Genomic DNA, 12831 nt, shown 5'->3' with positions numbered 1-12831 from the left:
ATCCTCGTGGCTCGTTATATTGGACCCAAATGCAAGCTCTCGCGGCGCGAGGGCACCGACCTGTTTCTGAAGAGCGCCCGCCGTTCGCTGGATTCCAAGTGCAAGCTGGATTCCAAGCCCGGTCAGCATGGCCGCACTTCGGGTGCCCGTACGTCCGACTACGGTCTGCAGCTGCGTGAAAAGCAGAAGCTGAAGCGTATGTACGGCGTGCTGGAAAAGCAGTTCCGCAAGTATTTCCAGGAAGCCGATCGCGTTCGCGGCAATACCGGCGAGAAGCTGATTCAGTTGCTGGAATCGCGTCTGGACAACGTCGTCTACCGCATGGGCTTCGGCTCCACGCGTGCCGAGGCGCGCCAGCTGGTCAGCCACCGCGCGATCGAACTGAACGGCCATACCGCCGACATCGCTTCGATGCTGGTGAAGGCCGGTGACGTGATTTCCGTGCGTGAAAAGGCCAAGAAGCAAGGCCGTATCCGTGAATCTCTGGATCTGGCGACCAGCATCGGCCTGCCCCAGTGGGTCGATGTCGACACCAGCAAGATGACGGGTGTCTTCAAGCAGGCTCCGGACCGCGCCGACGTTGCGCGCGACGTCAACGAATCGATGGTCGTCGAACTGTATTCGCGTTGATAAGGCGCGCCGCGGCAGCGCGGCGCCCTCGACGACGCGACCACCGATCGCACGTGCATCTCCTGTTTTACCCGCTTGCCGACCCGCAAATGCCCGTTTCGGGCATTGCGGGTTTGCGAGTTTTTGTACTTCCATCAGCCTTATCGGTGTAACGAGCCGAGGGTATTGAAAAGGAAACAAGTCAATGTCCACTCAAGGTTTTCTGAAACCGCGCTCCATCGAGGTCGAACCCGTTGGGACCCACCATGCCAAGATCGTCATGGAGCCCTTCGAGCGCGGTTACGGTCATACGCTGGGTAACGCCCTGCGCCGCATCCTGTTGTCGTCCATGACGGGCTATGCGCCGACGGAAGTCCAGATGACCGGCGTCGTGCACGAATACTCGACCATCGCGGGTGTGCGCGAAGATGTCGTGGACATCCTGCTGAATCTGAAGGGCGTCGTCTTCAAGCTGCACAACCGCGACGAAGTCACCCTGGTCCTGCGCAAGCAGGGCGAAGGCGCCGTGCTGGCCAGCGATATCGAGCTGCCGCACGACGTGGAGATCGTCAACCCGAACCACGTGCTGTGCAATCTGACCGAAGCCGGCAAGATCGAGATGCAGATCAAGGTCGAGAAGGGTCGCGGTTACGTGCCGGGTAACGTGCGCGCGTTGTCGGAAGACCGCACACACACTATCGGCCGTATCGTCCTGGACGCTTCGTTCAGCCCCGTGCGCCGTGTCAGCTACGCGGTCGAAAGCGCCCGTGTGGAGCAGCGTACCGACCTGGACAAGCTGGTACTGGATATCGAAACCAACGGCGTGATTTCGCCCGAGGAAGCGGTACGCCAGGCGGCCCGCATCCTGATGGACCAGATCTCGGTGTTCGCGGCGCTCGAAGGCGCGGGCGACTCGTACGAAGCCCCGGTCCGCGGCACGCCGCAGATCGATCCGGTGCTGCTGCGCCCGGTCGACGACCTGGAGCTGACGGTGCGTTCGGCCAACTGCCTGAAGGCCGAAAATATCTACTACATCGGCGACCTGATCCAGCGTACCGAGAACGAACTGCTGAAGACCCCGAACCTGGGTCGCAAGTCCTTGAACGAAATCAAGGAAGTGCTGGCTGCACGCGGTCTGACGCTGGGCATGAAGCTGGAGAACTGGCCCCCGCTGGGTCTCGAGCGTCCGTAGTAGGTTCACCCCCGAAGCGCTGCGCGCTTCCCCGTCAAGGGGGCGACGCTGGCGGACCGGCGGAGCCGGATCCGCGGCGTCCTGGGTGAGGTGAGACCTGGTTTTTGCGTTTGGTTTTTGTTTTTTTCACTACTGGACCGCGGCATGGCTTCATGCCGATAGAAGATCCGGATAACCCGGCGGCCGCGAGGCTGTCTTTAGATTCAAAAGGAAATTGTCATGCGTCACGGTAATGGTTTGCGCAAGCTCAACCGCACCAGCAGCCACCGTCTCGCCATGTTTCGCAACATGGCCGTTTCGTTGATCACCCACGAAGCGATCAAGACCACGCTGCCGAAGGCCAAGGAATTGCGCCGCGTCATCGAACCCCTGATCACGCTGGGCAAGGAGCCCACGCTCGCGAACAAGCGTCTGGCGTTTGCCCGTCTGCGCGATCGCGACGCCGTGGTCAAGCTGTTTGCCGAAATCGGCCCGCGCTATGCCGCCCGCAACGGCGGTTATACCCGTGTGCTGAAGATGGGCTTCCGCCAGGGCGACAACGCTCCCATGGCTTTCATGGAACTGGTTGACCGTCCGGAAGTTGCGGAAACCGAAGAAGGTAGCGCCGAGTAAAACGGCGATATCCGATCGGCGAAAGGCGAGCCCATGGCTCGCCTTTTTGCTTCCGGGGACCGTACCCGGGCGCTGGGCAGCAAGGGGGGCTGGCGCGCCGGGCGCGCGGTGCCCGGCAGGCCGGCATGGGGACCGATAAAATGAGGCATGCCGACCGATAGGGGCGAATGATGGAGACAGGAATGTCCGGCGATGACGATATGCTGCTGGTGATCAGCAATGCCCCCGATCTCCTGTTGGCCAAGCGGATCGCGCATGTGGTGGTGGAGCAAGGCCTGGCGGCCTGTGTGAACCTGGGTGCGCCGACGCTGTCCATCTACACATGGAAGGGGCAGGTGGAGGGCGCCGAGGAAATCCCGATGTGGTTCAAGACCACGGCGGGACGTGTCGAAGCCCTGATGCAGGCGATCGCCCGCATGCATCCCTATGAAGTACCCGAAATCATCGCGGTTCCCGTAACGGCCAGCGCCCAGCCGTATCGGGACTGGGTGCGCGAGCAGACCGCGCCGCAATCCGGCCGGTAAACCCGATTTGAACGAGATGCCAATGCCGCCGTTACATCCGCAGGCCGTCTGGGCCGGTGGTCCCCACGAGCCGTCGGCCCCGCGCCGATCCGTGCGACGGCCTGTACGCGCCCAGCCCTTCGGCACAGGGGACCGGCTGGGCCGCCTGATGTCGGCCCTGGCGCTGGTGCTGGTGTGGCTGGCCTTGGTACTGCCCACCCCCGTCCGGGCCGAGCGCGACTTCCTGACACCGGAGCAGGCATTTCCGTTCGCCGCCACGATGGAAGGTCCGGCCACGGTACGGATCGACTATGCCGTGGCGAGCGGCTACTACATGTACCGGGAGCGCTTCGCCATCGCCGCGGATCCGGCCAGGCCCGGCGTGCTGGGGGACCCGGTATTTCCGCCCGGCGAAGTGAAGTACGACCCGACGTTCGACAAGAATATGGAGGTCTACCACAAGCCGATCTCGATACGCGTGCCGCTGCACCCCGGCGAAGGCGCCTTCACCCTTAATGTGACCGGCCAGGGATGCGCGACTCAGGGGGTGTGCTATCCGCCAATGACGCATACGGTTTCGCTGCAACCGGTGGCGGGCGGGTATCGGATTGCGGGTATCGGGACGGCGGATCCCTCTGTCGCGGCCGCGGTGGTCGCCGCCGGCGCGGGCTCGCCCGGCGGCTTCTCGTCCGCGCCGCCCGTCGGCGCGGCATTGACCGCGGCAACCCCGCCGGGCGCGGGCGGCACGGTGGAACAACCCGGAGCCGCCGCCCCCGCCGCGCGGGCCGGCCTGCCGGACGATTTCAGCGCGCTGGCCCGCAGCGACGATGTCGGCCTGGCGGGTGCGATCGCGGGAATGGGATGGCTGAAGACCGCGGGGGTGTTTTTCCTGCTGGGGGTGCTGCTGTCGCTCACTCCCTGCGTACTGCCCATGATTCCCATTCTTTCATCGGTGATCGTCGGCGCCGGACAGAACCGGCCGGCGACCCGCCGGCGGGGGCTGGGCCTGGCGGCGGCCTACGTGCTGGGCATGTCGCTGGTCTACACGGCCCTGGGCGTCGCGGCGGGCCTGAGCGGCATCGGCCTGGCGGCGTGGCTGCAGACGCCCTGGGTTCTGGGTGTATTCGCGGCGCTGCTGGCGCTGCTGGCCCTGGCCATGTTCGACGTGTTCACGCTGCAGGCGCCGGCCAGTGTGCAGACCGGGCTGAGCAACTGGCTGTCGCGCGTTCCCGGCGGGCGCGGCACAGGCGCGTTCGTGATGGGCGCGGTGTCTTCGCTTATCGTCGGCCCTTGCGTGGCGGCACCCTTGGCGGGGGCGCTGGTGTATATCTCGCAGACCCGGGATGTGGTCCTGGGCGCCGCCGCGCTGTTCGCCATGGCATGGGGCATGGGCGTACCCCTGCTGATCGTCGGCGGTTCCGCGGGCAGCTTGTTACCGAAGGCCGGGCCATGGATGGATGGCGTGAAGCGGCTGTTCGGCATGTTGCTGCTGGCCACCGCATGGTGGATGCTGATCCCGCTGGTGCCGGTGTGGCTGCAAATGGTGGGATGGGCGTTGTTGGGCCTGGTCGCGGCCGTGATGCTGCGGGCGTTCGAACCCCTTCCCGCGGCGGGCGGTACCGGCCGGATGTTCGCCAAGGGCGCCGGCTTGTTGCTGGCGCTGCTTGCCGTCATTTTGCTGGTGGGCGCCGCGAGTGGCGGGCGCGACGTATTGCGGCCTTTGTCGCAGCTTGCCCTTGGCGATCCGGGCGGCGCGCGCGGCATGGCCGGTCGTCCCGCGGACGCGCAATTGCATTTCATGCCCGTGCGTTCGGTGGCCGAGCTGGATGCGGCCATCGCCGGCGCCGGTCGTCCGGTCATGCTCGATTTCTATGCCGATTGGTGCGTGTCCTGCCGCGAGATGGAGCAGTTCACCTTCACCGATCCTGCCGTGGCGGCGCGTATGTCGGGCATGCTGTTGCTGCGCGCGGACGTGACCGCGAACAATGCCGACGATCGGGCGCTGCTGAAGCGCTTCGGCCTGTTCGGCCCGCCCGGCATCGTGTTTTTCGGCGCCGATGGCCAGGAGCTTGGCGATGTGCGCGTCATCGGCTTCCAGGACGCCCGCCGTTTTACGGAGTCCCTGGATCGGGTCGCGACCCGTTAGCAAAATATCCGCGCGCCGCTCGTTTTTGCGCCGAATGCCCGCATCGCGATAATAGTTCGGACACATTTAATGGTGGAAATAATCGTCTATGGCGATTCAGACCAATCCATCATTATGTGGCTGCATCTCGCTCTGTACACTTTCAGTCTCTTGCTGCTTATGGGAGATTGGAATGTCGAATATCGCAAATATACGCAAAGGGAGCGACATCGCGGTCGCTCCGGCTCGTCCATGGTCTTCAACGGTTCGCCCGGTTATACAGGGCCTTGAATCGCTTAAGTCCTTTATCGCAAGACTCGCCCATTATCTGAATATCGTTCCCTATTCTTCCGCGGGCCGCCCGGATCGCGGGAAAGGGCTGGCGGCGAGCAGGAAACCGCGTTTTCATTCCATCGAATATCGCGGCAAGGCAAGCACGGGTTCCACCGGGCGGCTAGAGGGCGGCCCCAGGCTGCGGGCAGTAAGACGGCGGCGAGATTTCTATTACGACAACGACTATTACTCGAACATCGGTCACGCTGCGCCCATACTGAGCCAAAAGCCGGAGCGCCGCCGCAAAGGCAGGCCTGCGCATGGCCAGTATTACGAGGGGTACGATCGGCCTATCGCTACGCTCGCGGGATTTTCAGGACAAGCCGGAAGAGTCGAAATAGAACGGCAGTGGAAAGAAGAAATAGAAAGGTATATCAGGATGGGGGGCGATAAAGACCGCTTCATCGATTTCATCAGCGCGGCGAAAACCGGTTTTCCGAATGAGCGGGATCGGGATGCAAACGAAAAAGTCAGGCTATTCAGGGAAGACTTTATTCGTAAGGCATCCAGGGAAGATATCGTGCATATCATGGCCTTGCACGAGAATATCCGTTCCCGACTGGAACAATCCCGGGCCGCCTGCCTTGCTGAGGGCAAGCTCCGCACATACCGGGAATGCACCGGCCGGGTCAGCAGGCTCGACCGCGGCCTGCGCCAGCTGCAGTTCATCCTGAAACGGAAGTCCGCACGATTCGCGGTTTGACGGTACAAGGCCAGATATGGCCGATAGCAAGGAGGAACCGCGTCTTTGCCTTTCTCCACCAGTGTCCGTACCCGATCATGGAAATTGATACGTATGAACCGCGGCAGGTTTCTGTCACATGGGCGCGGCCGGACGCTGGCGGCGCTGGGCATCTTGCTGGCCGGTGCCTCGTTGGCCTGGGCATCGCCGGAATGCGGCATCGGCCACGCCGCCCCGGCGGGCTGCACGTCCGCCCCCATCCTGCGGCGTCCGGCGAAGCCCGCGCCCCGTGCCGCTGACAGCCCGTATCGCTTGAACACCGGGCCGCGCGGGACGGACGGCGCGGGACCCGGCACCTCCGGCTGGGACGATCGCCGCTCGGCCGCCCCGCTGCCGGGCGGCGCGCGATCGAGCGATGGCGACGGCGCGTCGCTGCGTCCCTACACGCGGATAGAAGAGCTCTCAGGGCGGCGGTATACCGGAACGAAGGTCGAAAGGCCGCTGGGCCCGGACGTTACCGTCTATGGCGTGGCCGAGCGCTCGGATGATGTGCCCGTATCCCGGGCCGGCACGCGCGAGCGGATCGGCGGCGGTGTCCGGGTGCAGTGGTAGCCGCCGCGCGCCGCGGATCGATCAGGACGCGTGGCTCTTGAGCCACCGGGCCGCGTCGATGGCGAAGTAGGTCAGGATGCCGTCGGCACCGGCCCGCTTGAATCCCAGCAGCGCTTCCATCATGACTTTGTCGTGATCCAGCCAGCCGTTGGCCGCGGCGGCTTTCAGCATGGCGTATTCGCCGCTGACCTGGTACGCGAAAGTCGGCACGCGGAAGGCATCCTTTACCCGCCGCAGGACGTCCAGATACGGCATGCCGGGCTTGACCATGACCATATCGGCGCCTTCGGCCAGGTCCGCGGCCACTTCGCGCAGGGCTTCGTCGATATTGCCGGGGTCCATCTGGTAGACGGCCTTGTTCGATCTGCCCAGGTTGGCCGCCGATCCCACCGCGTCGCGGAAGGGGCCGTAGAAGGCGCTCGCGTACTTGGCGGAATAAGCCATGATGCGGGTGTGAATGTGCTGGGCATCTTCCAGCGCCTGGCGTATGGCGCCGATGCGCCCGTCCATCATGTCGCTGGGGGCGACGATGTCCACGCCGGCCTGCGACTGCACCAGCGCCTGTTTCACCAGGATCTCGACCGTGGGTTCGTTCAGCACATACCCGGCTTCGTCGATCAGGCCGTCCTGTCCGTGGCTGGTGTAGGGATCCAGCGCCACGTCGGTCAGCAGGCCCAGTTCGGGAAAGCGTTTTTTCAGTTCGGCGACCACGGTCGGGACGAGGCCGTCCGGGTTGGCCGCCTCGATGCCGTCCGGCGTCTTCAGCGCGCTGTCGATGACCGGAAACAGCGCCATCACCGGGATGCCGAGTTCCATACAGGTTTCCGCGACCGGCAGCAGGGTGTCCAGCGAATAGCGCACCACGCCGGGCATCGACGGCACGTCCTGACGCAAGCCCTTGCCGTCGGCGACGAACACGGGGTAGATCAGGTCGTTGGCGGTCAGCGTGTTTTCGCGGACCAGGCGGCGCGTGAAATCGTCGCGGCGCAGGCGACGGGGCCGGGACGCGGGAAAGCCCGCCGATACGATGTGGTGATTCATGGCACTACCTTCGGAGAGATCCAGTTTTCGATGTGCTCGGTCGCTTCTTCCAGGCCGATGCGGTCCGGCGCCGAGAACGGCACGGTATGCAGCGCGCCGATATCCGCCAGGTCCTTGCGCACGGTGAAGACGGTGCGCATGCGCTGGCCGTAAGGCAGTTTGTCGGCCTTGGTCAGCAGCGCCAGGACCGGGCGGCCCGTGGGCGCGATGAAGTCCGCCAGCCGGCGGTCCAGGTCGGTCACGCCGCGGCGGATGTCGATCAGCAGGACGATGCCCACCAGCGACGCGCGCGTGGCCAGGTAACCGCCGAGCAGTTCGGCCCATTTGTCGCGCTCGCCCTGGCTGATGGCGGCGTAGCCGTAGCCGGGCAGGTCGACCAGGAAGCCCATCGGACGTTCGGGGTCGTAGGGGTCCGGCAGGCCGAACATATTGATCAAGCGCGTCCGTCCCGGCGTCTTGCTGGAAAAGGCCAGGCGGCGCTGGTTGGTCAGGACATTGATGGCCGTGGACTTGCCGGCGTTGGAACGGCCGACGAAACAGACTTCCGGCGCGCCGGGCGGCGGCAGCTGGTCCAGGCGGGCTGCCGAGATGAAAAAGGAGGCGCGATGGAGGAGGGACACGGGGATGGTAAATAGAGGGGTACGAGCCCTATTGTATAATCCGGCGTTTGCAAGGGTGGGCGCCAGTCCGCTGACGGTGTAGCACGCCGCGTCGCATCACAGAACTCGGGGTATACCGGCAGCTCGTGGGCAGGCGAATGGAAAACATAGGCAAATCATAAACGGCGCGTACCAGCGCCGTGAGTCGATGCTGCGAACGTCGAGGTTTTCATGAAGCGTGTGCTGTCCCGGATGTTGGTTGTGGGCGGGTTGGTGTTGGGTACGACCGCCGTTTTTCCGAGTTTCGCGGCCGATGCTTCGGCGCCGGCGGCCAAGCCGGACGCTGGGAAGGGCGAACAGCTCTACACCAACGGCGACCAGGCGCGCGGCATCATCGCCTGTGCGAGCTGTCACGGCGCCGCCGGCAACAGCACCATTCCCACCAATCCCAATCTGGCAGCCCAGGCGCATGAATACCTGGCCAAGCAGTTGGGCGATTTCCAGCTCAAGCAGGGTGCCAAGGTGCCGCTGCGCAACGGTGCGGGCGGCAATCCCACGCCCATGACCGCCATTGTGCAGTCGCTGACGCCGCAGGACATGCAGAACATCGCCCTGTACCTGTCCCAGCAGCAGCTGAAGGAACCCGCCACCGCCGGCCAGAAATCCCTGGTGGATCGCGGCCAGACCATCTGGCGCGCCGGCCTGCCCGACCGCAATGTGCCGGCTTGCGCGTCCTGCCACTCCGCCAACGGGGCTGGCGTTCCGGCGCAGTATCCCCGCCTGTCGGGCCAGTTCCCCTCTTATATCGAAGAGCAGCTGAAGCTTTTCCAGGATGGCAGCCGGAACAACAGCGAGCCCATGCACGAGATCGCCAGCCGCATGACGGCCGACGATATCAAGGCGGTTTCCGACTACGCCGCCGGCCTGCGCTGACGGTGCGGCCCGTGCACGAACCATTGCGCGGGCGCCCTGTCTATACTTGTCCAGATCGGGCCACCCGCCCGGACACGATGAGTGCGAAGCGCTTATGATGGCCCGAAGACCCTAGCAAGGGGGCGCCCGGTCGTTCAGGCGGCCCCCTTTTCCCATGCATCAGAATCCCCCGACCCTACGCCACGATCTGCGCTCCCTGCCCGGGGATATGCTGGAGCTCCTGGGCTCCATGCGTTTCGCCGTCAGCCTGCTGATGTTCATCTGCATTGCCAGCATCGTCGGCACGGTGCTGGTGCAGAACCAGGCATCTTCCGCCTACATCGACCAGTTCGGGCCGTTCTGGTATGGCGTCTTCGACAAGTTTTCCCTCTGGCACGTCTACAACAGCTGGTGGTTCCTGGTCATCATGTCATTCCTGGTGGTTTCCACCGGGGTGTGCCTGACGCGCAATGCGCCCAAGATGCTGCGCGACGCGGTGTCCTTCCGCGAATATGTGCGCGTGTCCAGCCTGCGCGCCTTTCCGCAGCGGGTGGAGTTCGACAGCGGCGCGGCGTCGGCGGATACCCTGGGCCGCACCCGCCAGTTGCTGAAGTCGCTGGGCTATGCGGTCAAGGAGCGCCAGGATGGCGATGGCGTGCTGCTGGCCGCCAAGAAAGGCAGCGCCAACCGGCTCGGCTATATCTTTGCCCACACGGCGATGATCGTGATTTGCGTCGGTGGCCTGCTCGATAGCGAGCTGGCGGTACGCGCGCAGGTGTGGCTGGGCGGCAAGAAGCCCATCGTCGAGAACATGCTGATCAGCGAGGTGCCGCCCAGCGGCCGGCTGTCGGTGAACAACCCGAGCTTCCGCTCCAGCATGATGATTCCGGAAGGCGGACGCGCGAACAACGCGGTCGTCATGGTGGGCGACGGCGCCCTGGTGCAGCCGATCCCCTTTACCCTGACGCTGAAGAAGTTCATCGTCGACTACTACTCGACGGGCATGCCCAGCCGCTTCGCCAGCGAAGTCGAGGTGCGCGACCCCGATACCGGCAAGACCTTCGACAAGACCATCGAAGTCAACGAGCCGCTGCGCTACAAGGGCGTCACGGTGTACCAGTCCAGTTTCGACGATGGCGGCAGTTCCGTGCAGTTGCGCGGCTACCCGCTGCGCGGCGGCGATGCGGCGCCGTTCGAGGTGTCGGGCACCGTGGGCAAGAGCAGCGATACGGGCAAGGATGCCCCGGCCGACGCGCGCGGCCTGAAGGTGGACATCACGGCGCTGCGTCCGATCAACGTCGAGGACCTGTCGGGCGGCGCGCCCAAGCCGGCCCGCGATTTCGTCCAGAACGTCGCGTCGGTGGCCGGCAGCGCGGCGGGCAAGCGCAACGAGCATCTGCGCAACGTGGGCCCGGCGGTCGAATACCGCCTGATCGACGCCAGCGGCCAGGCGCACGAGTTCCGCAATTACATGCTGCCGGTGGTGCTGGACGGCTTTCCGGTATTCCTGGCGGGCGTGCGCAACAATGCCGGCGAGAACTACCGCTACCTGCGGCTGCCGGCGGACGATGACAACTCCGTCGCCGAATTCATGCGCCTGCGCGCCTTGCTGGCCGATCCGCAGGCGCGCAAGGAGGCGGCTCGCCGCTTCGCGGAAAAGAATGCCCCGGCGGGCAGCGACCGCCAGCCGCTGGAGACCGCCGCGGAACGTGCGCTGCAGACCTTCTCCGAAGGCGGCCTGCAGGCGGTGGCGGGTTTCCTGCAGAGCAATGCGCCGGCATCCGAACTGGAGCGCGCGGCCGATATCGTGGTGCGCCTGATTGGCGCCAGCGTGGGCGAGCTGCGCGTCATGGAGCGCGAGCGGGCGGGATTGCCACCGCTGCCGACCGAAGGCCCGGCCGCCGAACGCGCCGAAGTCTGGTCGCGCGTCGCGGTGGCCGCGCTGTCCGATCTGGCGATGTATCCGGCGCCCGTATTCTTCGCGCTGTCGGATTTCAAGCAGGTGCAGGCCAGCGTGTTCCAGGTCAGCCGCACGCCCGGCAAAAGGGCGGTCTATATCGGTTGCCTGCTGCTGATATTGGGCGTGTTCAGCATGTTCTTCATCCGCGATCGCCGTGTCTGGGTGTGGGTGGCCCCTGGCCCGGAAGGCCGCGGCAGCGCCGTGTACGCGGCAATGACATCCCAGCGGCGTACACTGGACTTCCACCGTGAATTCGACCGGCTCAAAGAGGCGCTGCTGCGCCTGAAGCAGTGAGGTAGCAAGCTCATGTCCGAATCCGCAATTTCCTCCGCGCACGAGAATCTGTGGCAGGAAGGTATGGCCGAAAGCGGCGACGCGCGCGTCCGGCGCGGTCGTCCCGACTGGACCGATGCCGTGTTTTTCCTGCTGCTGGCCGTGGGGGCGGGTTATGCGCTGACGCGCTTTGCCGGCTCCATGGATTATTACGAGAAAGTCATCCTGAGCGGCGCCGTGCTGGTGCTGACCTGGCTGGGCTGGCTGTGGCGCCCCCTGCGCCGGCTGATAATCGCCGCGGCGCTGGCCAGCGGACTGGCGGTGATGCTGTACGGGCATGACCTCGGGCGTGCCGAGGACGTGTTTTTCCTGAAGTACCTGCTGTCCTCGCAGTCCGCCATCCTGTGGATGTGCGCGCTGTTCGTGCTGGCGACGGTCTCTTACTGGCTGGGCCTGTTCAGCCCGACGGCCGCCTGGCTGGGCACCGCGCTGACGTGGGGCGCGGTATTCGCCGGCGTGACCGGCATGCTGGTGCGCTGGCGCGAAAGCCATCTGATGGGCCCGGACCTTGGCCATATCCCGGTCAGCAACCTGTACGAAGTGTTCGTGCTGTTTTCGCTGATCACGGCGCTTTTCTACCTGTACTACGAGCGCCGCTACGCAACCCGCGCCCTGGGCGGTTTCGTGCTGCTGGTGATTTCCTCGGCGGTGATGTTCCTGCTGTGGTACGCCTTTACCCGGGATGCCGCGCAGATCCAGCCGCTGGTGCCGGCGCTCAAGAGCTGGTGGATGAAGCTGCACGTGCCGGCGAATTTCATCGGTTATGGCACGTTCTCGCTGTCGGCCATGGTGGGCTTCGCCTACCTGGTGAAAGAGCATGGCGAAACGACGTCCTGGCGCAAGCTGGCCCCCTTGTTCATCCTGGGCGTGCTGCTGTGCGCCGAACCCATGGTGTTCCGCACCAAGGGCTTGTCGGCGGCATGGATGGAGTATTTCGGCGTGGGCGCGGTCATCGTCGGCGGCATCCTGCTGGGCCGGCGCCGCGTGGCGGCGGCATTGCCGCCGCTGGCGGTGCTGGACGACATCATGTATCGCGCCATCACCGTCGGCTTCGCCTTTTTCACCGTGGCGACCATCCTGGGCGCGCTGTGGGCGGCCGACGCCTGGGGTGCCTACTGGCAATGGGATCCGAAGGAAACCTGGGCGCTTATCGTCTGGCTGAACTACGCCGCCTGGCTGCACATGCGCCTGATCAAGGGCTTGCGTGGGGCGATGGCGGCCTACTGGGCTCTGGTCGGACTGTTGATCACCGGGTTCGCCTTCCTGGGCGTGAACATGTTCCTGTCGGGCCTGCATTCCTACGGGCAGCTGTAGTCCG

General features: G+C 64.9%; 12 protein-coding genes. 10 read left to right on the top strand and 2 right to left on the bottom strand.

Annotated elements, in window-relative coordinates:
• The first annotated feature begins 6 nt into the window (after nt 1–6).
• From rpsD to CAL28_RS28850, 7 genes are all read left to right on the top strand, one after another.
• Complete coding sequence (gene rpsD, locus CAL28_RS28880) at nt 7–630, top strand: 30S ribosomal protein S4 (RefSeq protein ID WP_094844397.1); 624 nt, start codon at nt 7–9, stop codon at nt 628–630.
• A 184-nt stretch (nt 631–814) separates the two neighbouring features.
• A complete protein-coding gene (locus CAL28_RS28875) occupies nt 815–1801 on the top strand; it encodes a DNA-directed RNA polymerase subunit alpha (RefSeq protein WP_094844396.1) in 987 nt (328 codons plus the stop codon).
• Nucleotides 1802–2020: 219 nt separating this feature from the next.
• Entirely contained in the window at nt 2021–2413 is a 393-nt protein-coding gene (rplQ, locus tag CAL28_RS28870; RefSeq protein WP_094844395.1) for a 50S ribosomal protein L17, read from the top strand.
• 182 nt (nt 2414–2595) lie between these two features.
• Nucleotides 2596–2937, top strand: a complete 342-nt coding sequence (cutA, locus tag CAL28_RS28865) for a divalent-cation tolerance protein CutA (protein ID WP_094844394.1) — start codon at nt 2596–2598, stop codon at nt 2935–2937.
• 148 nt (nt 2938–3085) lie between these two features.
• Nucleotides 3086–5062 carry a protein-disulfide reductase DsbD gene (gene dsbD / locus CAL28_RS28860; RefSeq protein WP_094844921.1) on the top strand — a complete coding sequence of 659 codons (1977 nt, stop codon included), beginning with the start codon at nt 3086–3088 and terminating at the stop codon, nt 5060–5062.
• A 172-nt stretch (nt 5063–5234) separates the two neighbouring features.
• Nucleotides 5235–6077: a hypothetical protein gene (locus tag CAL28_RS29660; RefSeq protein WP_141218262.1), complete on the top strand. Its 843-nt coding sequence runs from the start codon at nt 5235–5237 to the stop codon at nt 6075–6077.
• Between the two features lie 93 nt (nt 6078–6170).
• Nucleotides 6171–6668, top strand: coding sequence for a hypothetical protein (locus CAL28_RS28850; protein WP_094844392.1), 498 nt, complete (start codon nt 6171–6173; stop codon nt 6666–6668).
• 21 nt (nt 6669–6689) lie between these two features.
• Here CAL28_RS28850 and hemB read toward each other — a convergent pair whose 3' ends face one another.
• The gene (gene hemB / locus CAL28_RS28845) at nt 6690–7709 is read right to left on the bottom strand and encodes a porphobilinogen synthase (RefSeq protein ID WP_094844391.1); all 1020 of its coding nucleotides are present in this window, start codon (nt 7707–7709) and stop codon (nt 6690–6692) included.
• Entirely contained in the window at nt 7706–8329 is a 624-nt protein-coding gene (yihA, locus tag CAL28_RS28840) for a ribosome biogenesis GTP-binding protein YihA/YsxC (RefSeq protein WP_094844390.1), read from the bottom strand. The genes hemB and yihA overlap by 4 nt, the downstream gene beginning before the upstream one ends.
• Nucleotides 8330–8539: 210 nt before the next feature.
• Here yihA and CAL28_RS28835 point away from each other — a divergent pair, with 210 nt between their 5' ends.
• The 3 genes from CAL28_RS28835 to ccsB all read left to right on the top strand — a co-directional run bounded on the left by CAL28_RS28835 (nt 8540) and on the right by ccsB (nt 12827).
• A complete protein-coding gene (locus CAL28_RS28835; protein ID WP_176464131.1) occupies nt 8540–9241 on the top strand; it encodes a c-type cytochrome in 702 nt (233 codons plus the stop codon).
• Nucleotides 9242–9470: 229 nt separating this feature from the next.
• A complete protein-coding gene (locus tag CAL28_RS28830; RefSeq protein WP_094844919.1) occupies nt 9471–11474 on the top strand; it encodes a cytochrome c biogenesis protein ResB in 2004 nt (667 codons plus the stop codon).
• Nucleotides 11475–11537: 63 nt separating this feature from the next.
• Nucleotides 11538–12827 carry a c-type cytochrome biogenesis protein CcsB gene (gene ccsB / locus CAL28_RS28825; RefSeq protein WP_440588451.1) on the top strand — a complete coding sequence of 430 codons (1290 nt, stop codon included), beginning with the start codon at nt 11538–11540 and terminating at the stop codon, nt 12825–12827.
• The last annotated feature ends 4 nt before the right edge of the window (nt 12828–12831 follow it).

It is taken from the genome of Bordetella genomosp. 11 (assembly GCF_002261215.1).
Classification (GTDB): Bacteria; Pseudomonadota; Gammaproteobacteria; order Burkholderiales; family Burkholderiaceae_B; genus Bordetella_C.
This window is presented reverse-complemented; position numbering and strand designations above follow the sequence as displayed.